Annotated in this window: 17 protein-coding genes; 10 read left to right on the top strand and 7 right to left on the bottom strand. The window is 36.6% G+C overall.

What is annotated here, in order from left to right; all coding sequences use genetic code 11:
* Positions 1-45: 45 nt before the first annotated feature.
* The gene (locus JNG87_RS19890; protein ID WP_110010212.1) at positions 46-1083 is read right to left on the bottom strand and encodes a PLP-dependent cysteine synthase family protein; all 1038 of its coding nucleotides are present in this window, start codon (positions 1081-1083) and stop codon (positions 46-48) included.
* Positions 1084-1305: 222 nt separating this feature from the next.
* Here JNG87_RS19890 and JNG87_RS19885 point away from each other — a divergent pair, with 222 nt between their 5' ends.
* The 10 genes from JNG87_RS19885 (at position 1306) to JNG87_RS19840 (ending at position 15919) form a co-directional block, all read left to right on the top strand.
* Positions 1306-4791, top strand: a complete 3486-nt coding sequence (locus tag JNG87_RS19885; protein ID WP_202840615.1) for a DUF2723 domain-containing protein — start codon at positions 1306-1308, stop codon at positions 4789-4791.
* 88 nt (positions 4792-4879) lie between these two features.
* Positions 4880-6373 carry a hypothetical protein gene (locus tag JNG87_RS19880; protein WP_202840614.1) on the top strand — a complete coding sequence of 498 codons (1494 nt, stop codon included), beginning with the start codon at positions 4880-4882 and terminating at the stop codon, positions 6371-6373.
* A gap of 95 nt (positions 6374-6468) precedes the next feature.
* Complete coding sequence (locus JNG87_RS19875) at positions 6469-6996, top strand: DUF1697 domain-containing protein (protein WP_202840613.1); 528 nt, start codon at positions 6469-6471, stop codon at positions 6994-6996.
* A gap of 677 nt (positions 6997-7673) precedes the next feature.
* Positions 7674-8483: a 3-deoxy-8-phosphooctulonate synthase gene (gene kdsA / locus JNG87_RS19870; protein ID WP_202840612.1), complete on the top strand. Its 810-nt coding sequence runs from the start codon at positions 7674-7676 to the stop codon at positions 8481-8483.
* A gap of 43 nt (positions 8484-8526) precedes the next feature.
* Positions 8527-10764, top strand: coding sequence for a TonB-dependent receptor plug domain-containing protein (locus JNG87_RS19865; RefSeq protein WP_202840611.1), 2238 nt, complete (start codon positions 8527-8529; stop codon positions 10762-10764).
* A 163-nt stretch (positions 10765-10927) separates the two neighbouring features.
* Positions 10928-11308: an HYC_CC_PP family protein gene (locus JNG87_RS19860; protein WP_238349628.1), complete on the top strand. Its 381-nt coding sequence runs from the start codon at positions 10928-10930 to the stop codon at positions 11306-11308.
* Positions 11309-11428: 120 nt separating this feature from the next.
* The gene (locus JNG87_RS19855) at positions 11429-11902 is read left to right on the top strand and encodes a DUF3347 domain-containing protein (protein WP_202840609.1); all 474 of its coding nucleotides are present in this window, start codon (positions 11429-11431) and stop codon (positions 11900-11902) included.
* A gap of 104 nt (positions 11903-12006) precedes the next feature.
* Positions 12007-14775, top strand: a complete 2769-nt coding sequence (locus tag JNG87_RS19850) for a multicopper oxidase domain-containing protein (protein ID WP_202844379.1) — start codon at positions 12007-12009, stop codon at positions 14773-14775.
* A gap of 27 nt (positions 14776-14802) precedes the next feature.
* A complete protein-coding gene (locus JNG87_RS19845) occupies positions 14803-15429 on the top strand; it encodes a DUF3347 domain-containing protein (protein ID WP_202840607.1) in 627 nt (208 codons plus the stop codon).
* Positions 15430-15442: 13 nt separating this feature from the next.
* Positions 15443-15919, top strand: a complete 477-nt coding sequence (locus tag JNG87_RS19840) for a heme-binding domain-containing protein (protein ID WP_202840605.1) — start codon at positions 15443-15445, stop codon at positions 15917-15919.
* A gap of 492 nt (positions 15920-16411) precedes the next feature.
* On the opposite strand, the gene JNG87_RS19835 is transcribed toward JNG87_RS19840, so the two are convergent.
* From JNG87_RS19835 to JNG87_RS19810, 6 genes are all read right to left on the bottom strand, one after another.
* The gene (locus JNG87_RS19835; protein WP_202840603.1) at positions 16412-18445 is read right to left on the bottom strand and encodes a S9 family peptidase; all 2034 of its coding nucleotides are present in this window, start codon (positions 18443-18445) and stop codon (positions 16412-16414) included.
* A gap of 21 nt (positions 18446-18466) precedes the next feature.
* A complete protein-coding gene (locus tag JNG87_RS19830; protein ID WP_228436669.1) occupies positions 18467-18676 on the bottom strand; it encodes an FAD-dependent monooxygenase in 210 nt (69 codons plus the stop codon).
* A gap of 22 nt (positions 18677-18698) precedes the next feature.
* Complete coding sequence (locus JNG87_RS19825; RefSeq protein ID WP_202840601.1) at positions 18699-19199, bottom strand: GNAT family N-acetyltransferase; 501 nt, start codon at positions 19197-19199, stop codon at positions 18699-18701.
* Positions 19200-19213: 14 nt separating this feature from the next.
* Positions 19214-19822 carry a hypothetical protein gene (locus JNG87_RS19820; protein ID WP_120231317.1) on the bottom strand — a complete coding sequence of 203 codons (609 nt, stop codon included), beginning with the start codon at positions 19820-19822 and terminating at the stop codon, positions 19214-19216.
* A gap of 186 nt (positions 19823-20008) precedes the next feature.
* A complete protein-coding gene (locus JNG87_RS19815) occupies positions 20009-20875 on the bottom strand; it encodes an RNA polymerase sigma factor RpoD/SigA (protein WP_002979276.1) in 867 nt (288 codons plus the stop codon).
* Between the two features lie 389 nt (positions 20876-21264).
* Positions 21265-22056: a S1/P1 nuclease gene (locus tag JNG87_RS19810; protein WP_110011560.1), complete on the bottom strand. Its 792-nt coding sequence runs from the start codon at positions 22054-22056 to the stop codon at positions 21265-21267.
* Between the last annotated feature and the right edge of the window lie 204 nt (positions 22057-22260).

Raw genomic sequence — 22260 nt, 5'->3', positions numbered from 1 at the left:
ATACGCAAAAGGCTTTATTTATTTGTATCGTGATTTTATTCGTTCTTATTTGATAAACTCGGTTTTGAAAACTTCGTCATAGTTGTGAACACAGTTGTTAACAAATCCTTGTTCTGCCATCCATTTGTCACTGTATACTTTAGTGATGTATCTGGAACCGTGGTCAGGATAAATCAAAACAACTACGTCATTTTCTGTAAGTTCATGAGACTGGGCATACTGCATCAATCCCTGGGTTACAGCTCCGGTAGTATAACCTCCCATGATGGCTTCTTTCAAAGCAATTTCGCGGGTTCTGTACGCGGACATTTCATCATTTACCCTTACAAACTCATCTACCTTGTCAAAAAGCAGGGCAGAAGGGATCAGGTTTTTACCCATTCCTTCAATCTGATAAGGATGTACATCTTCTTTATGTATTTCTCCTGTTTCGTGATAGCTTTTAAGGATCGAACCGTCTGCATCTACACCAATAATCTTGATATCAGGATTTTTTTCCTTCAAAAATTTGGCAGAACCAGACAGCGTACCCCCCGTTCCGGTGCAGGCAAAAAGGTGAGTGATCTTACCTTGTGTCTGTTCCCAGATCTCGGGACCTGTTGTCTGATAGTGTGCATCAATATTCAATTCGTTAAAATATTGATTGATGTAAATAGAATTAGGAGTTTCCTGAGCGATTCTTTTAGCTACTTCATAATATGACCTTGGATCATCTGCCGGTACATTGGCCGGGCATATATATACCGTAGCTCCCAATGCTTTCAGATAAGCAATTTTTTCAGGTTTTGTTTTATCACTTACTGCAAGAATACATTTATATCCCTTAATGATACATACCATCGCAATAGAAAACCCGGTATTACCGGAAGTAGTTTCTACAACTACAGAATCTTCTTTTAAAAGGCCTTTTTTCTCTGCGTTTTCTATAATATGAAGTGCGATTCGGTCTTTAGTGGAATGTCCAGGATTATATGATTCTAACTTGGCATAAATGGTTGCTGGAATATCTTTTGTCACAGTATTTAGCTTCACCATCGGAGTGTGTCCTATCAGGCCAAGAATATTATCGTAAACATTACTCATTATTTGTTATTTTCAATAAAAATCTGACTGCAAAAATACAAAAAAATAAATAATTACTAAACTTTTGTTTGATTTCTAGGGCATAGTTTGTAAAAAAATATTTTAGTATTTTCAGTTTTGACACGAGTATAATCGCAAATACTGCGCCAAAATTTTTAAATTTTGTTAAAACCCGCATAAAATAAGATAAAAGCCTTATTTTCGCATAATTGATTTAATACTATGAAAAATTGGACTTTTAGGCAATGGAACACCGTTTCAGGATGGGTGATTTTCGTTATTGCTTTCTTTACGTACTTGTCCACCATAGAACCCAATTTCAGTTTCTGGGATTGTGGCGAGTACATTTCTTCTGCAGTAAAACTTGAAGTAACGCACGCTCCCGGAGCTGCTTTATTCCAGATAGTGGGTGCCGTGGCAGCCATTTTTGCATTAGGGAAAGGCGAAAACTATTCTATCGTGATCAACGCGATGTCTGCATTGTTCAGTGCGCTGACTATTTTATTTTTGTTTTGGACGATCACTCATTTTGTGAGAAGACTTTTAAACAAAGATTTTGAAGAAATTACAAAACATCAGGAAATCTCTATTTTATTTGCGGGAGCAGTGGGAGCACTTTGCTTTACATTCTCAGATACGTTCTGGTTCTCTGCGGTAGAGGGAGAGGTTTACTCTATGGCTTCTATGTTCATTGCGCTTTTGGTCTGGTTAATCACCAAATGGGAGAATGAGTATCAGGCGGGAGACAGTGAAAGATGGATTATTCTTATTTTCTTCGTTTTAGGACTTTCTGTAGGAGTACATATGATGTGTATGCTGGCAATTCCTGCAGTATGTCTGGTATACTATGCAAGAAATTACAAGTTTACCTGGAAAAACTTTATCTGGGCAAACCTTATTACATTAGGGATTTTGATTATTGTTTTCAAAATTATCTTCCCTTTAATTATGACAATGTTCGGAAGACTTGAGATTTTCTTTGTGAATGGTCTTGGACTTCCTTTCCACTCCGGAACCATTGCAGCGTTTATTTTAATGGTAGCGATCTGCTACTTCTTAATTAAATATGCAAGAAAGGCAAAAAGAAACATTTATCAGACGGCTGCATTATCTGTAGTTTTCATGATGATAGGGTTCTCCTGCTGGATGGTTATTCCTATCAGAGCGAATGCCAACCCGCCAATGAACCTTAATGATCCGGATACGGCAATCGGTATGCTCGATTATTATAACAGAGAGCAGTATGGTGACTGGCCTACTATTTACGGACAAAACTACACGGCATTCCTTGATGCTAACGGAATTGAGAAAAACGAAGACGGAAGTTTCAAAACAAAGAAAACCGGGGAAATCTATGAAAAAGATGAAAAAACCGGAACCTACAGAAAAACGGGAGACCGTTTCAATTATGTATTCAACAAGTCTCAGGTAAGCTTAATGCCGAGAATGTTTAATGAAGATAAGGATGTAATGGCCAACTATATTTCTATGTATGGCGCTCCTGATTTTACATTCAATTATTCTAATGAAGATGTGGCAGACAATCCGCAGGCAAAGCAGATCTTTGACGAACTGAGAGCAAAATATGAAGATAAATCAATTACCGCTTCAGATTATCTGAAAGTAAAACCTTATAATCTGATCAATGTTCAGAAGCCTTCATTTCTTCAGAATATGGATTATTTTATTACTTTCCAGAACGGATATTACTTTGTAAGATATCTGATGTGGAACTTCGTAGGAAGACAAAATGATCTTGAAGGAAACATGGAAAGCACAAAAGGAAACTGGATTTCCGGAATTCCTTTCGTTGATAATGCTGTGGTAGGAAATCAGGATAAAATGCCTGCTAAATTTAAGAATGAAAGTACAGTTAAATTCTTCTTCCTTCCGTTAATTTTAGGATTGATTGGGTTCTTCTTCCAGTTGAACAGAGATTTCGGAAGATTCTATGCATTGTTATCTTTATTTATTTTAACAAGTGTAGGGATTGTTTTCTATACTGGGGTAAAACCTTTTGAACCGAGAGAAAGAGATTATGCAATGGTAGGTTCTTTCTATGCATTTGCGATCTGGATCGGTTTGGGTGCCGGAGCTATTCTTTGGTTCTTACAATCTAAAATAAAATCAAACGGGGCTAATATTGCTCTGGGAGTGGTTTTATTAGGAGTACCATTCATGATGGGCTTCCAGAACTATAATGTTCATGACAGAAGCAACAGATATACTGCATACGACTATGCGTATTCAGTGTTAAAATCATTGCCGAAAAACGATATCCTTTTCGTTTACGGAGATAACGATACTTACCCGGTTTGGGCTATTCAGGAGACAGAACAGTTCAGGGATGATGTGAAGGTGGTTAACTTTACTCTTGCTTCAACTCCATGGAATCTGGATCAAATCAAAAGAAGAACGTACAATGCGATGGGAATCCCTAGTCAGCTGACGCATGACGACTATAGAGATGGTGTAAACGACCAGATCTACATGATGAAGAAGGAAGATTGGGAAGGTGTTTTCTCTATGTTGAAAGAACAGGGAGCGCCGGAAACAGAATTCCAGTCGTTCAGAAAATATCTTACTCAGGATTCGTTAACGTTGAAACAAGCAATTGAATTCATTAAGTTCAAATCTCCTGAAAAAGACGAATTGTTGAAAATGTACTTCGGAGAAGAGAAATTTGAAAAATACAATATCCTTCCGGTAAACAAATTCATCCTTCCTGTTAACAAAGAAAATGCTTTAAAAGCAGGAATTATCAACAAAGAAGATCTTCCGAATGTTGCCAATCAGATCATGATTACTTACAAAGGAAATACGCTTTATAAGAATAACCTGATTTTGATGGATCTTTTAGCGAACTTCGACTGGAAGCGTCCGATCAACTTCTCATCAGGAGGTATTTATGACAGTGAGAATATTTTCTATCTGAACGATTATCTTCAGTTTGATGGATTCAGTTACCGATTAATTCCTATCCAGACGCCTCCGAGCGCTGATGGAGATATGGGACGAGTAGATGCCAATTCTCTTTATAATGTAGTGAAAAACTTCAGATGGGGGAACTTCAAAAACTTAAATGCTCACTTTGATGAAACGGCTACTTCCAATATCATCAGCTATAGAATGTCAGCGAGCAGAGCGGCAGCAGCCCTTGCATTAAGCGGACAGAAAGCTAAAGCATTGGAAATTCTGGATCTTGCAGCCAAAGAAATTCCGGCAGAGAAATATAATGATCCCCGTTCATTAAGTTCAATTGTTTCAGGATACATCATTGCAGGACAGGAACAGAAAGGTCTTCAGATTGCTGAAGTGCTTAAAAAAGGAATCTTTGAAGAGTATGATTATTATTTAAGTCTTTCCAAAGCAGATCAAAGCTATCTGAGAAGACAGATGAGAACAAAACCAATGGAATATTCTCTTGTGGTTTCTGCAGTAACAGATGCTTATACAAAGATCGGACAGAAAGAAAAAGCATATGCTTATCTGGTAAAATCCATAGAACCGATTGACAAGAAGTTCAATGTATTTATCAAAGATCTTCAGGAAATGGGCAGAGATAAGGCGATGAAAGAGTCTGAAAATGTACAGGAAATTACGCCATTCTATCAGTACTTATTTGATGTGATGGAGCCTTATGATTCTACCTATTCCAAAGAAAAGGAAAATCAGATTACGACTGCGATTATCAAAGCAACAAAATAAAATACTTTAAAACGGAACTTCGGTTCCGTTTTTTTATTATTGGGAATCCTGAATTTTAAGATTATATTTGTGAAAGTAAAAATACATAATGTCCGAAACACAAAATAACAAATTCCCAATGTATGCCGTCATTGCTACGGTTCTTTTTAAACTTCTTTTTTTATTAACGCACTATATCCAGGAAGATGCGTTTATCACCTGGAGAGTTGCCCAGAATCTATTGGATTATGGAGTAATCGGCTTCAATGGAGATACTAAAATTTCTGCATCTACAACACATCTGTATGTTTTTGTATCCTATATTTTCAATCTTGTTTTTGGAAAAGAAAATTTTATTGAGCCTCTTTTGATTTTTAATTCCATACTGTTTACCATAGGAACTTTATGGCTGTCTAATCTGGTTTTAAAAAATCCATGGCATAAGGCAATCTTTATATTTCTGATCGGTATTTTACCGCCAGCCATTAAAATTTCAATCCTTGGTATGGAATATGGAATTCTGTTTTTTCTGGAGATGGCATTGTTGTACTACGGATTTAACAAAGGGAAAAAATGGGTTGTGACACTCTTTCCCGTTTTAATCATGTTTACCAGAATTGATACCGTCATATTCCTTGGAATTGTATTTCTTGTGGATCTGTTCTGGAACAGAAAAATAAGATGGAATTATATTTTTGGAGGAGCTTTTGGAGTCTTATCAACCGTTGCTTTCAACTGGTTTTACTTTGGAGAACTGGTGAACAATACCATTACCGCAAAAAAATTGCTTTACAGTGAAAATTTTACGATCCAGCAGCATATCGGATATTTCTTTAAAAGCTTTGGGAATTTCTGGGGAATGCTGAAAGTTCCGGGAGATTTCAATCCGCTGACTATCGTAATTTTGATTTTTGAATTGCTTTGTTTTATTTATCTGATCAGACAAAGAGAAAAAAGAAACTATTTTTTGTGGATGATTTTTCTTTTCGGCTGGGCAAAACAAATCATTTTCATTTCTCAAAAAAGTTTATTCGACTGGTATTACTGGGTGCCGCAGCTTTTACTTTTTGTTCCTGTTCTTATTTTCGTACTGGAACAGAAAGAGAAGAAAAACCTATGGCTTTCATTATTAATTGTATTCTACATTTTTCCGATGTTTGTTTTCCAGACTGTTCACTGTATTGCAACAGGAAACGGAGAGTGGAACTACCGCAGAACGATTGGTACCTTTTTAAATCAATATGAAAAAGATAAAAACCAATGGATTTTATTGGAGCCGGCAGGTTATGTTCCTTATTTCTCAGGATTAAAAACGATTGATGAGGTTGGATTGGTTGATAAACAGATTCAGGAGGAAATTAAAAAAGATAAAACAAATTACTGGATTAATACTGTAAAAACAAGAAAACCGAAATATCTTCTTTCCTATAAAAACCTTTATGAAGGGAATAATGCCAATTCAGAATACTATAAAACTCATTATAAGCTTCTGAAGGAATTCCGTGTGAAAGATCATCTGAATAGTGATAATAAGATTCTGGAAAAAATTTACCATCTGAAACCTTCCGGAACAGACTATAATTTGTACATTAGAGTTGATTAAAAGATTGAAATATTTTAGTGAAACAGTTTAAAATAACTCTTTCACTCTAATACTCTCAAACCCTCAAACTCAAAACAAACCTAATACCTGAAAAAATGAAATACTGTGCTTTTCTCCGTGGCGTCAACGTAAAAGGAACCAATATGAAAATGGCGGAAGTCTGCCAGGTTTTTAAAGATGCAGGAATGAAGGAGGTAAGTTCCATACTGGCTTCCGGAAATATTGTTTTTTCGTCAGATAAAAATACGACAGAATTAAAAACTATTCTGGAAAAAGCGATGTCGCAACATTTTTCTTATGAAGCTTTTTTGTTTGTGAAATCTCAGAAAGAAACTGAGGTTTTCTGGAACAGTATTCCTTTTGGAAAAAAAGACGAGCTTCATATTTATGGGTTTGTCGGAATTCCCGGAGTGGAAAAGGTTTTGATGGAGGAGTTTCAGAAAGCCACTCAGGTAGAAAATGAAAAGGCTGCAATCGTTAATGATATATTTTACTGGCAGGTTCCGAAAGGAAATACCTTAGATTCTACCTTCGGGAAAGTATTAGGTAAAAAGAGCCTTAAAGATCAGTTTACCAGCAGGAATGTGAATACATTTGAAAAGATTTTGAAAAAGATGAATTAAAATACACGAATTACCCTTCGGATATAGCTTATCCAGTTATATTATAACATTTATTGGAAATTCAATAGGAACGGGCTTCAGCCAAAACCTGTCTTATAAGTTATAGTAGAGTTTCCCACAGATTTTGCTGATCTACATAGATTCTACCTTTGGAAAAGTACTGGGCAAAAAAAGTCTTAAAGATTAGTTTACCAGCAGGAAGGTGAACAGGCATGAGAAAATTTTAAAAAATTCTAAATAATTATCGCAATGCTTCGACAGGCTCAGCATGACACCGCTAAAAAATAACGTTAAAATAATATGGCTTCGACGTAGGTGCTTGTACATTGATGGTTTATACTTTGTATTATAATTCTTCACAGTAATAAAACAGCTAGTATCAGAGCTGTCATGCTGAGCCTGTCGAAGCATCTATCACTTATCCGGTGCCAATTAACAGTAAGTATTAGGGTTGTCATGCTGAGCTTGTCGAAGCATCTATCACTTATCAATTATCCAGTGCCGATTAACAGTTAGTATGAGAGCTGTCATGCTGAGCCTGTCGAAGCATCGATCAATAAATAATCAGAAATCCAAAAGCCAAAAACGATTGCAACCACAGCCTGTTAAAGCAATCAAATAATTTCCATTTGTGAAACTTTCTCAGTATTTTTACTGAACTTTTTAATTACAACAAAATGATTCAGTATTTAGATAATATTTCGCACAAAGATTCAAAAAACTTTTTCCTTATTGCCGGACCTTGTATTATTGAAGGGGAAGATATGGCATTAAGAATTGCTGAAAAAGTAATCAGTATTACAGACAAATACAATATTCCCTATATTTTCAAAGGAAGTTTCAAAAAAGCAAACAGAAGCCGTGTAGATTCTTTCACGACGATTGGTGAAGAGAAATCTCTGGAAATTCTTAAAAAAGTGGGAGAGACATTCAATATTCCTACCACAACAGATATTCATGAGAATGAACATGCAGTATTAGCAGCACAGTATGTGGATGTTTTACAGATTCCTGCATTCCTGGTGCGCCAGACTGATTTATTGGTGGCTGCAGCTAAAACAGGAAAATGTGTTACCCTTAAGAAAGGTCAGTTCCTTTCTCCGGAGGCGATGAAGTTTGCCGTTCAGAAAATTACAGATTCCGATAACCAGAAAGTAGCGATTATTGAAAGAGGAAATTCTTTCGGATATACGGATCTTATCGTGGATTACAGAGGCATTCCTACCATGAGAGAATACGCCCCTGTGATTCTGGACGTTACACACTCTCTGCAACAGCCTAACCAAAGTTCAGGCGTTACAGGCGGAAGACCGGATCTTATTGAAACGGTTGCCAAAGCAGGAATTGCAGTGGGAGCAGACGGAATTTTCATCGAAACACATCCTACACCGGAAACCGCATTATCTGACGGTGCCAACATGTTAAGATTAGATTTATTAGAAGATTTGTTACAAAAATTGACAAGAATTAGAGAATCGATTTTGTAATTGTTAAAAAAACATTAATTTTAGAAATTCTAAAACATTTCTTTTGAAAAAACTAGTTTTACCGCTAAGCCTTATGGTCCCTGTATTGTTTTTCTCCCAACAAAGGAAAAAAGATACAGCGACTACTAAAGTAACCGATATAGAGGAAGTTGTCTTCCAGAAAAAAGCAACAGGAAGAACCAATGACCTTACCAATGTAAGAATTTCAGCGAAAGAAGCGAAATCAGTAGCTTCGATTAATGGAGGAATTGAAGGATTGCTTAAAACATTACCTTCCGTAAACTCCAACACAGAGCTGTCCTCACAATATATGGTTCGTGGTGGAAACTATGATGAAAACCTTATCTACATTAATGATATTGAAATCTACAGACCTTTCCTGATCAGAAATTCTCAGCAGGAAGGGATGAGTATCATTAACCCGGATATGGTTTCCGCAGTGAATTTCTCTGCAGGAGGATTTGAAGCCAAATATGGTGATAAAATGTCTTCCGCTTTAAATATCTATTACCGAGAGCCTGAAAAATTTGAAGTTTCAGGTGAGGCCAGTTTAATTGGAGGAAGGCTGACAACTGGTTTGGCTTCCAAAAATAAAAAATTTACCGCCTTATTTTCCGGAAGATACAGAAATACTAATCTTGTTCTTAATACCTTAAAAGAAGATACCGATTTTAATCCAACATATTGGGATTTCCAGTCTTATCTCAATTATCATGTCAGTGACAAATTCTCCATGTCATTCATCGGATATTATTCCAAGAATGATTATGAGATGATCCCAAGGGCAAAAAGTGTTACTTTCGGAAGTCTTCAGCAGCCTATTACCGTAAATATCGGCTATGGAGGCCAGGAAAATGACCAGTATAAAAATATGATGGGAACATTCTCTATGAACTATAAGCCGGCAGATAAGTGGAAGCTTACCCTGGATGCCTTTGCTTATCAGAACAGAGAAAGAGAATATTACACGATACAGTCAGCATACGAGCTGCAAACTTTTGATCCTGTGACACAGCAGCCTGTAACGTCTTTTGATGTTGGAGGGCAGATAGAACATGCAAGAAACGACTTGTTTGTAAGAACCTACGGAACACAATTCAGAGCTAAATTTTCACCCAATGTCAATACAGATTTTGAAGTAGGTTTCAAATATGAAAAAGAAAACCTGAAAGATCTTACCAATGAATGGAAGTTGGTAGATTCTGCCGGATACAGCCTGCCAAGACCTGAAATTATTGATCCGAGAACCGGAACCACAGGAGATCTTAAGCTTGCTTATTATATTGCCGGGCAAAATAATATTGAGCCTACAAGACTTTCAGCATATGCACAGTATTCACAGAAGTTCTACTGGGGTGCCAGTAAAGTGTTTGTGAATGCCGGAGTACGTGTTGCCAACTGGAGTTTCAATAAAGAAACCATATTTTCACCAAGAGCCCAGTTTGCGATCAAACCGGATTGGGACAGCGATATGTTGTTCAAAATTTCAGGGGGAATCTACTATCAGGCTCCTTTCTATAAAGAAATTAAAGATTTAGATGGTAATTTTAACTCTAATATAAAATCGCAGCGTTCTATCCAGGTCATTCTTGCCAATGATTATGAGTTCCAGATGTATGACAGACCATTCAAACTGACAACGGAACTTTATTATAAGAAAATGGATAACCTGATTCCTTATTATATGGATAATGTAAGGATTCGTTATTCCGGGCAAAATAATTCAAAAGGATATGCGTATGGTATCGATACCAGACTATTCGGAGAATTTGTTCCGGGTGTGGATTCATGGTTGTCTGCAAGTTATGCCAGAGTGTATGAAAATATTGATGGAAGAGGAGATATTCCAAGACCTACAGATCAAAGGTTGAGATTTGCTATGTTCTATCAGGATTATATGCCAAGTTTTCCGTCTATGCGTGTGAACCTTACCCTCGTGTACGCTATGGGATTACCTACAGGAGCTCCTGTACTATTCAACAGTAACGGACAGCCGGATTTTGGCTCAGCTTATAATTATCAGCAGACCCTTCCTTCCTATAAAAGGGTAGACTTAGGATTGACAAAGGTATTTATTGATCCAAAAGAAAAAAATAAGAGATCTGGTTTCTGGGGTAATTTTGAAGAGCTGACATTAGGCGTTCAGGTTTTCAACGCATTTAACATTAACAATACGGTTGCGAACCAATGGATCACAGATTATAACAGCAATTATATGTATCCTGTTCCGGTACGTCTTACAGGGCGTTTCTTTAATGTAAAACTGGAATTTAAACTGTAAAAACAAAAAGGTTGAGGTTGATTTTATCTTAATCTGTCAGAAAATATGTAAAATAAAAGCTTTCAAATTTTTTTGGAAGCTTTTTTATTTACCCGAATTTTATAACAACATTACCAAATTTTATAACAACGGTATCACAGATATTTTTAACTTTGTCTTACCAATGAAAAAGATTCTTGCCATATTGTTTTCTATTTTCTACTTCGGCTTTTCTTCCGGAGCGGCATTTAGCATTCATTATTGCATGAAAGAATTTGTTTCCGTAAGCCAGAAAGTAGATGACATCTGTGGAAAATGCGGCGTTAAAGATAAAAAGGGATGCTGCAAAACAGAGATTAAAATCGTAAAAGTAGACGATTCACAGAAATCAGATTATCTGAATGTGGATTTCTTAAGTGCAGTTTCAGAAATTCCGGTGAAACATCAGTTTCCAGTTGTTGACAAGTCTTTTTCAGCTACGAAATTTACCCAGATCCAGATTAATGCGCCGCCTGAATTCCGGCCGGTCCCTATCTACATCAATCATTGTAATTTTAGAATTTAGAATCCGTCAGTCGTCTCCGGTATAATGAGTTATATACCGTTACAGACGACATGTTCTGACGCAGTACTGATGCGTTACCCTTTATTCTTTATTAAAAAATTAATTCTAAAATTTAAAACAATGAAAAAATATATCATCACAGCAGCCTTATCTTTATTTTCAATCATTTCATTATCAGCACAATCTAAAAAGGATGCTCAGGTTACTAAGCTGTATCAGAACTATATCGCCATTAAATCAGCTTTAGCTTCAGATGATGCTGATACAACTTCAAAAGCAGCAACAGAATTCATTAAAACAGCTTCAGCCATCGACTATAAAGTTGTTTCTGAAGGAAACCTTAATATTCTCAGAAAAGATGCCTCTGCCATTTCTGAAGCAAGAACAGTTGCCGCACAAAGAGAAACTTTTTTCAATCTTTCCGACAATATGATTGCTTTGACCAAAGAGTTCAAACTTTCTGAAAAACCAGTCTACGTTCAATATTGCCCAATGGCAGACGGAAGCTGGCTAAGCGATGAAAAACAGATCGTTAACCCATACTATGGGAAATCTATGCTTTCTTGTGGTAGCGTAAAGTCAGAAATTAACTAATTGTTGTATTATTGTTAAAAACAATAAGTTGCATGGCTTAAATTAGAATTAACTTTAATCCATGCAGCTTCTAAAAAGTTCGAAATATTATGAAAAAACTGATAATGTTTCTGATGCTTTTATTCTCTGTGTTTACTTTCGCACAAACTACAAAAACGTATTATACCTGTCCCATGCACCCGGAAGTGGTGTCATCAAAACCCGGAGACTGCCCGAAATGCGGAATGACTCTCGTGAAAAAAACAGTGGTTATAAAACCCAAAGTAGCAGCAAAACCGGAAGTAAAGCCTACCCCTAAAACAGAGGCTAAAGCAAAACCTGCAGAAACAAAAATAAATAAGAGAAAGGTTGAGAAAAAAGCAGAAGCTAAAAAGGTTAATGATGCTAAATCTCAGACAAAGATTGTATTGCCGGCTAAAACTCAGGATTTAAATCAATCGGAATCTAAAGCTCAGAAACAGGCTCAAACTACGTATACCTGCCCGATGCATCCTGAAATAGTTTCAGACAAACCGGGAAAATGTCCGAAATGCGGGATGGAACTGGTAGAAAAAGAAGCTCATTCCCATACACAGACTGAAAATCCTAAAGAAGAAAAAACTGTTTTAAAACGTAATTCAGAAAATGGAAAGATTACTTTTGGAGGAAAAACAGTTCGTTACGATCTCTATGTAAAAGATACGATTGTCAATTTTACAGGAAAAAACAGAAGAGCAATTGCAATCAATGGTAAACTTCAGGCTCCGACTTTATATTTTACAGAAGGAGATACTGCAGAGATCTACCTGCACAATATGCTTAAGGAAAATACAGGGCTGCATTGGCACGGCGTGATTCTTCCCAATGAACATGATGGTGTTCCATACCTTACCACAAAACCTGTAAAACCTGGGGAAACTCATTTATACAAATTCAGAATTTCTCAGAACGGAACGTACTGGTATCATTCGCATGAAGCCCTTCAGGAACAGATTGGGATGAACGGTATTCTGGTATTTAAAAAAAGAGAAGGTGAGCCAAAAACAACATACAATGCTGAAATTCCGGTATTACTTGGAGATTGGAGTGATGATGATCCGATGCAGATTGCAAGAAGGCTTCATATGGCCAATACAGACTGGTATGCGGTAAAGAAAAATGCCGTACAGAGTTACTGGGAAGCCATCAAATCCGGAAATTTTGGGACAAAAGTACTGAATGAATGGAAAAGAATGGAAGCCATGGATGTAAGTGATGTTTATTACGATAAATTCTTAATCAATGGCGCACCAAGTTCAGATTATTCTAATGTAAAAGCGGGTGATAAAGTAAGACTGAGAGTTGCCAATGGAGGTTCCTCTACCTATTTCTGGTTAAATTATGGCGGAGGAAAGATAAAAGTAGTGGGAAATGACGGGAATGACGTGGTACCGATAGAAGTTGACCGTCTGATTGTAGGAGTGTCGGAAACCTATGATATTGAAGTGACCATTCCTGAAAACAAAAGCTTTGAATTCAGAGCGACTTCTGAAGACAGAATAGGACACGCTTCTCTCTGGCTGGGTTCAGGAGAAAAGGTTGAAGCTCCCAACCTTCCAAGGCTGATGCTTTTTGAAGGGATGAAAATGATGAACGGCATGATGGAGATGAGCGGAAATATGAAACCGATGAATATGACGATGGGAAATCAGATGATGGATATGAACGAAGTGATGTACCCTGAATTATCCGAAAGCCAGAGAAAGACTACAGCGAAGCACATCAATGAAATGATGGGTGTGAAGACGAAGGAAGATCAGAAAGAGGATCATTCTCAACATGCCGGAATGGATATGAAGGAAGAGAAAACAATCAAAAGACTGTCTTACAATATTTTGAAATCTCCTGAGAAAACCATTCTTCCCTCAGACAGCATTCGTGAAATGAAATTTACGCTGGAAGGGAATATGAATCATTATCTGTGGACACTGGATAATAAAACCGTAACAGAGACAGATAAAATTCTGATCAAAAAAGGAGAGGTTCTTAGAATCAAGATGTATAATAATTCTATGATGCGTCACCCGATGCACCTTCACGGTCATGATTTCAGATTGATCAATTCAAAAGGAGAATATTCTCCACTGAAAAATGTTGTGGATATCATGCCAATGGAAACCGTAACGATAGAATTTGCTGCGAATCAGGATGGAGACTGGTTTTTCCACTGTCACATTTTATACCATATGATGGCAGGAATGGGAAGAATCTTCAGTTATGAAAACTCAAAGCCGAATCCGCAGCTTCCCAACAGAAAATTAGCCTGGAAAAATTTTATACAGGATAATAAAATGACAAGCTCTATGGCGATGCTGGATGTAGCTAGCAATAGAATCCATGCAGAAACGATGACGATGTTCGGGCCTAGATGGGCTAACCTGAATGAGTTTCATTCCAACTGGAACTTTGATCATTTCGAAGGAAGTGCGAAAGTGGGACGTTTTTTAGGTAAATTCCAGTGGGCGCTTCCTTATGCCGGAATCAGAGTTCAAAAGAATCATGAGATCATGGAAAGACAGATGGCAGAAGATATGGGAACGGATTTTCACGGTAAAAAGACCTGGTTCGGGCAGCAGAAAGCCTCCAAGAATAAGTTTACATTCATGGTGGGTATGCAGTATGTGCTGCCAATGCTCATCACTGCTGACGCAAGTGTTGATCAAAACGGAAAAGTGTTATTGGAACTTAGCCGAGAAGATATACCACTTTCCAGAAGACTGAGAGGAAATTTCTCTGTCAATTCAGACGGCGAGTTTTCAACCGGAGTTAGATATATCGTTCAAAAATGGCTGTCTCTTTCGGGAAATTATGATAACGAACTGGGCTGGGGCGCAGGTGTCACTTTAACATATTAATTTTTTAACCCTATTATTTAAGAAACAATGAAAAATATAATAACCGTATTGTTTGTGGGAGCTACATTATATTCTTGTAATAAACCCGATCATAAAATAGCTGAAAACAAGGCCGCAGAACCGGAAATCAAAACAATAGAAACAACTGAGGCTGGCGAAACTTCAAGTCAGGAGCTAAAAGAAAATCCGGAAAATAAAAAAGAAGCAGAGGAGCTTTCACCTTTTCCGATTCAGCAAGTTATCAAAGGTTACCTTCCTCTAAAAAATGCCCTGGCTCAGGATGATTCTAAAAAAGCTTCCGATGCGGCTAAAAACCTGTTTTCCATCTTAAAGAAAATAGACATCAGTACAACTGATGCAAAAAACAATTCTGAGTTGCGTGATATTATAGAAAGTTCAGCAGAGAACGCAGAACATATAGGTAAAAAATCTTATGATATAGCTCATCAGAGAGAACATCTGCTTTCCCTGAGTAATGATATCACCGATTTAATAAAAGAACAGGGAACCGGCGGTTTAAAATTATACCAGGATTTCTGTCCTATGTACAATAATGGAAAAGGTGGAACCTGGATCAGCGAGTCGGAGGAGATTGTCAATCCATATGAGGGACAGAAAATGATTAACTGTGGCTCTGTAAAAAAAGTATTTTAAAATGTAAAAAGAAATGAACCGGCACATTAAAAGCATATTTTTAGGGTTTGTTCTCATTTTTTTACTTATTCAGATTATTCAGCCTGCCCGTAATATTGATTACGGGCAGGTTCCTTCAACAGATATTTCAAAGGTTTATAAAGTTCCCGAGAATGTACAATCTGTTTTAAGGCAATCTTGTTATGACTGTCACAGCAATTCTACGCATTATCCGTTCTATTCCTATATACAGCCTTTAAGTTATTATCTTGAAAAGCATATTAAAAAAGGAAAAGAGGAATTGAATTTTAATGAATGGGGTAGCTACAGTCAACGTAAGCAGGCCAATAAATTAGAATCTGTTGCTAATCAGATCCAACAGAAAAAAATGCCGCTTACGTCTTATACTTATCTACATCCGAAAGCTGTGCTTTCTGAAAGTCAGGTAAAAGAAATGGTCCGCTGGATAGAGTTGGTGCAGACTGAAAATAATAAAGCCAATAAGAATTAAAAAGATAAAAGCCATTCTGAAACGAATGGCTTTGTTTGTGGATACAAAAACTTTATTCAGAATAGATAATTGCAATGCTTAATTTTAGAGGGCAAAGAGTTGCGACTTTGTCGTTGATGAAGCTTTAAATAATACATTCGCTTAAAAAGAATCAATGAAATTGATTCCGGCTTTGCTCCCTTAAAATTTTACTATTCAAAAGTGAAGCCTTTGCGTGGTAAGTTTGTAATAAATCAGAAAGATTTAATTTTAAGAATAGTAAGTCTTTTAAGAGTAATAAATTGAGCTAATTGGTTTTTAACTAGCTTTTCAATTTTTTCTTTTTCTTTTACATTCATAATAGTATTTTTTATTATTAATTACTCAAATGTAATGTGTTGGTTTTATGGAATTGATGGGTATAATTTTTATAAGAAAAATGTTAATAATTTAGCTAAAAGCAAAAGCCACCTCATTTTCACGAGATGGCTTTATGTAATATATAAGATGCTTTTATTTAGAAGCTCCCACGGCTTTTTCAGTCTTTGCTGGTGTATAAGTAACTTTTGAAATATCAACCGTCATTTCCTTCAGACGTTTTGCTACATTTTCAGGCATTTCTTTCTGATATCTTCCTCCGATAACTTCAGCAAGGAATTTTTCGGTTTCAGCATACATCGCCATGCTGTTTACAGGTTTACGGAATCCATGACCTTCATCATCAGCAAGAATGTAGTTTACCTTTTTACCTTTATCACGAAGAGCAATGACAATCTGATCTGCTTCAGCCTGCTTTACTCTTGGATCATTAGCTCCCTGAACAATCAATAATGGTTTATTGATTTTATCTACACTGAATAGTGGGCTTGCATCATGCATACGTTTTTTACCTTCCTCTGTTTTTGGATCACCTACCATCCCATAAAGGAATGCACGGGCAGATTCCCAATAAGCAGGAACAGAATCCAGTAATGTAAATAAGTTACTTGGTCCTACGATATCTACTCCCGCAGCATATACATCCGGAGTGAAAGCCAGCCCGGCCAGCGTTGCATAGCCACCGTAGCTTCCTCCCATGATCACCACTTTGTTTTTATCTGCAATTCCCTGATCGATCAGATATTTTACGCCCCAGGTAATGTCATCCTGCATCAGCTTTCCCCACTGAAGATCTCCGCCATTCTGGAACTTTTTACCATATCCGCCACTTGCTCTGAAGTTAGGCTGAAGCACAGCATATCCTCTGTTGGCTAAAAACTGTACGGTTGAGTTATATCCCCAATAATCTCTTGGACCTTTCGGGCCTCCGTGTACTAAAACCACAACAGGAACATTCTTTCCAGAAGAACCTACAGGTAAAGTCAGGTAAGCCGGAATTTCAAGTCCGTCACTGCTTTTATAGCTGATAGGAGTCATGGCAGCCAGGTATTTTTCAACTTTTTTCAGTTCTGTTCTTGGCGTATACTGGAATATCAGCTGTTTTGTCTTGGCATCGAAGAAATAGGCTTCTGAAGCATATTTATCTCCTCCTACGGAAACAAGGAACTTAGAATAATCATTGGTAGAACTTGCAAAACCAACCTCTCTTCCAGGGAATTTACTTTGCAGGAATTTGTAGTTAGCTTCCCAGGCTTTATCTTTCCAGTAATATTCTGTTTTATCTCCGGTATAAGAAGTGTAGATCATTTTTCTTGTATTTCTGTCTAAAAACAGTCCTCCGAAGTCCACCTTATCTTTAGGATCACTTTCTATTTTTGTAATCTGTTTTGTTTTCGGATCCATCAGGAATAGTGTAGATTTATCAAGATCTCCTTTATTGGTTACCAAATAAAACTTAGAATTGTCTTCGTTCCAGTTGGAGATATAAGCACTTTCTGTAACCAGTGTTTCATAAATAGGAGTCAGTTTATCACCTTCTTTATAAAAAAACTGTGTCGTTCCTTTATCATCCGTTTTGGAAAGAACCCTTAATTTTTCATCCCAGTCAAATTCATAGCTGGTGATACGGTCTCTATTTTCGTAAATCTTTTTCAGTTCTCCTGTAGAAATTTTCACCGAATACAGATCATGCCATGCTTTATCGCGGTTATTCAATCCAATCATCAGCAAATCGGGATCTTTTCTGCTTGCCATGTAGATACTTGCAGTAACGTCTTTAAGCGGTGTAATATTTCTTGATTCCGGAACTCCTTTTGTTACTTTTGCCATAGGATCTACTGCAAAAATATTCATGTTTTCATCCCCGTTATTATCTTTTACATACAGAATATATTTTCCGTCTTCTGTCCAGAAATATCCATTCAACGGGCGTTTGCTGTTTGTTAAAGGACGTGCTTTTTCAAAAGGCTCATCAATTTTTTTTACCCAGATATTCATAATCCCTTCATATTCTTTTGTAAAGGAAATCCATTTCCCATCGGGACTCAGTTGTCCTCCGGAAATTTCCGGGTTACCAAAGAATAAAGCTCTGTCCAGTACCGGGACTTCCTGAGCTTGTGCCGTATGAACTCCTATGAGCAGGAGCAATACATAAAAAATTTTTTTCATGTTGTTAATTTTTAGTTGTTATTAATAAATTGTTGATGATTTTTTAATTTTTTCCTTTAAACCTAATTTATCGAATATCTGCATTGCATTGACGGCCATCATAATTCCTGCTCCTACCGGTTTTATTTCAGGCGCAGATTCATAGATCGTGAAATCATACTGATGCTGTTTCAGTACATTTCCGAGGATAAGTCCTCCGATTCCGGCTCCGATAATAGAAATGGTGCTCATAAGTTAGGACCTGAATTTTAATTTATAAACTTAAAATATAACTCTCCGACACTTTTTTGAAACCGTACTTACTGAAAAAGTTGTGAGCGCCATGATTGTTGACTCCACTTTCTAATAAGATAAAACTGATGTTCCAGCTTTTAGATTCATGAATAGCTTTCTCCAGCAGTTTACTTCCAAGAGACTGGCCTCTCACTGACTGATCCAGAAGCATATCTTCCAGAATAGCATACTTTTTAAAAGGACTGTTGATGACGTTGAAAACCATCATGCCGACTATTTCTCCATTTTCATTTTCTGCAACCAGAATATTCAGTTTGGAACTGCCATCGGAATTAAAATCGGTGATCAGCTGTTCTGTCAGGATCAGTTCAAGATCAGGATTCCAGTGGTGTGAGTCTATGGCTCTGCCGGACATCATTTCGCCATGAGAAATATAAGCATCTGTTTTATGCGTAATAAAAAAGTCTACAAGTTCTTTTACGCGGCTTTTATCGGTAAGCCATTGGGTCGTATATTTCATAAGGTGTTATAATTTTATTTCAGATTTTTCAGCTCTTCCAGCAGTTTATTCTGCTTATTGATAAATTGATTGAGACTGTCTGTTTTCAGAGGATGGGCCTTTTGATATTTTTCAATTTCAGGAAGTGTTTTTCTGATTTTGAATACAAGGTATTGATCATGAAGTGTGGTCCTGTTTGCTTTTATTTTGGCGATGAGGTCTCTGATCGTCTGTGTTTTTACATCATATTTTTCAGCGCTTGCTTTTATCTCTTTTTCAATTTGTTTCTTGGTAATGGAATCTGTAATGGAACCGGATAATACAGTCGCATCATTATAGTATGTTTCCGATTTTTGAATAACATCATCATATTCCGAAATGGAGGTTTCCGTTTCCTTTTGAATATTTTCTATTCTTAAGTCAAGATCCTGTAAAGTTTTATCATTTTTTATAAGCTCCAGATAGATTTCCTGAACAAGATTTCCTTCACGTGAGGAGTATCTGGTATTTTTTTTAATAGCACCGGAAACTGAAGATTCAGCATTGTCAACTGCATTTTCTACCACAGGAGCGTGCTGCGATTTGTTTTCACTGCAGGAAAATAGAGACAAGGCAAGGATAGAAGCGAAAAGTATTTTTTTCATAGTATGTTTTGTTTTAGTTGAAAATCAGCATCATATTCAAAGCTATTAAAGTTAATCATTTCAATGCTAACGCAAGTGGATTAAAGGATATGATTTTAATTAGTTGAATAAACTTTGAAAAATGTTACATCCATAAAAAAACGGAGCCTGAAAACAGACTCCGCCTATAAAATTTTTACGCTAAAATTATTTACCCAGGTAAGATTTAAGGATCTTGCTTCTGGTATTGTGTTTTAGTCTCTTAATTGCTTTTTCTTTGATCTGACGAACTCTCTCTCTTGTAAGATCGAAAGTTTCACCAATTTCCTCTAAAGTCATTGGGTGTTTTCCGTTCAGTCCGAAGTATAATCTTACTAAATCAGCCTCTCTTGGCGTCAAAGTATTCAATGCTCTTTCAATCTCAATTTGTAAAGATTCAAGCATCAGATCTTTATCAGGACTTGGAGATTCTCCTGAACGTAATACATCATAAAGATTAGAATCTTCACCTTCTACCAAAGGTGCATCCATAGACAGGTGTCTTCCGGAGTTTTTCATAGATTCTTTGATATCTTCCTCGCTCATGTCAAGAACTTCAGCCAATTCTTCCGGAGAAGGTGGTCTTTCATTTTCCTGTTCAAGGTGAGCGTATGCTTTATTGATTTTGTTGATAGATCCAATCTTGTTCAATGGTAATCTTACAATTCTTGACTGTTCAGCCAATGCCTGTAAAATTGATTGACGGATCCACCATACTGCATAAGAGATAAATTTGAAACCTCTAGTTTCATCGTACCTTTTTGCCGCTTTCATTAATCCTAAGTTACCTTCATTGATCAAATCGGGTAAAGAAAGACCCTGATTTTGGTATTGCTTAGATACAGATACTACGAAACGAAGGTTGGCTTTGATTAATTTCTCAAGTGCGGCTCTGTCGCCGGCACGTATTCTTTGTGCCAATTCTACTTCCTCGTCCGCAGTAATCAGTTCCACTTTACCAATTTCCTGCAAATACTTGTCTAATGAAGCAGTTTCCCTGTTGGTAACCTGCTTAGTGATTTTTAATTGTCTCATTTATTTTTTCCTCAAAAAAGAGTTACTATAATATATACGTATGAAAAGGTAAAAAGGTTACACAGGATTTAATATTTTTGTGCAAAGTATACTATAAAATGTATTAATGATTTTTTAATAATAGATTAAATAACTGATAACTAAATTGTTTTGTGTTTTGGTTTATCATTTAAAAAAATAAATATAAATTCTAAAAGAGGTAAATTCATTTACAAACTTTATAATTTCCCTAAATCCTAAATCCTAAATCCTAAATCCTAAATCCTAAATCCTAAATCCTAAACCTTAAACTTTAAACAAAAAAAAACGAAACCGAAGTCCCGTCTTTATATCTAAGATTACTATTGCAGGCTATTATGGTTAATGAACCCGCAACTCGCAACTCGTAACTAGAAAAGTTCGTTTAATACTTTTGCCAGTCTCAATCCTCCGTATAGAAGCTGTCTTTCCATCGTTTCATTAAACTTGTACTGGTAATCGTAAGCTAATTTAGAATCATTTGGAGTCTGTGCATAGATCTTATTGGCGATTTTGTGAGAATCATACAGCCAGTCTTCCAGTGTTCCGGACTGAATCTGTGCTACTTCTTCTTTAGATTTGATATCTAAAAGCTTAGAATATTCGGTGTAGCTGTATTTTTGAGAATCTACTAATTTTCCATCCCAAACAGAGTGTAAATTTGTTTTTTCCCCGAAATAGGTAACATTGATTTTGTTTCCACCTAAATCTTCAGCTCTTCCTACGTGTAGAGGCTGAGCAAGATCTCCCATAATGTGAATAAGGAAGATCAAAGCAATTTTTCTGTCTTTTTCAGAAGTGTTTTTATCTTTGATCTGGCTGGAAAGGGTATTTACCTGAGTATAAAGGCTTGGTCCCGCCTGTGCTTTTAAGTTTTGTTCGAAAGCTTTAAAATCAGTCATCGGATCAATGTTTACATAATGCCATGATGAAGCCTGCTTCCATGCGCCTGTTGTATCAGATTTGATAAAATCCGGCCAGTTTGCCCAGTAAGCCAGACGCTCTTTTCCCATGATCTTTTTAATCTCTCTTCTTGCTTTGCGGGAAAGGTGGTTTTGTGCAATGTCTGCAATCACTCTGTGTCCCGTTAATCCCCACGCATAAGAATAAAGTGAAGAGGCCATGAATGCTAAAATCAGAATTTTAGAATAAATACTTTTCATTTTAAATAACAATTTTCAGTCTGCAAAGATACGGCCCGCTTTCGGAATGAGCATGCTTTATCCTGAATTTATTCCATATGATGATGTTAATAAAATTTAATTTAAATAAAAGAAGCAATTACAGTAGGTTTGACGGCTCGAATTTTTCCGGTAATAAAGGTAACAGGAGAGAACAATACGGATTACAATTTAAAATCTGAATCA

It is taken from the genome of Chryseobacterium cucumeris, from assembly GCF_016775705.1.
GTDB lineage: Bacteria > Bacteroidota > Bacteroidia > Flavobacteriales > Weeksellaceae > Chryseobacterium > Chryseobacterium cupriresistens.
The sequence above is the reverse complement of the archived record's forward strand: the minus strand, read 5'-3'. Positions and strand labels throughout refer to the sequence as shown.